The 378-nt window shown below is 72.8% G+C and carries 1 pseudogene; it reads right to left on the bottom strand.

Going from position 1 to position 378, the window contains the following annotated elements:
* Positions 1–378, bottom strand: a pseudogene (locus ACFHWU_RS29490) (4-hydroxy-2-oxovalerate aldolase); the annotation flags it as partial.

Raw genomic sequence — 378 nt, 5'->3', positions numbered from 1 at the left:
CCCGCACCGGCCGGTCCTGCAGCGGCCGGACCAGGTCCTCGGCGGCGTCCATCAGCGCGAAGGTGTCGCAGCCGTGTTTCCAGCCGTGCAGGTCGGCGACGGCGGTGAAGACCTCCAGGGGGGCGTTGCCGGCTCCGGCGCCCATCCCGGCCAGGGAGGCGTCGACCCGGGTGGTGCCGTGCCGCACGGCGACGACGCTGTTGGCCACACCGAGGGACAGGTTGTGGTGGGCGTGAATGCCGATCTGGGTGCCCGGGTCCAGGACCTCGCGGTAGGCGTCGACCCGGGCGGCGACATCCGTCATCAGCAGCCGGCCACCGGAGTCGGTGACGTAGACGCAGTGCGCCCCGTACGACTCCATCAGCTTGGCCTGCCGCG

This window comes from Micromonospora sp. LOL_015 (assembly GCF_048060275.1).
Classification (GTDB): Bacteria; Actinomycetota; Actinomycetes; order Mycobacteriales; family Micromonosporaceae; genus Micromonospora_E.
This window is presented reverse-complemented; position numbering and strand designations above follow the sequence as displayed.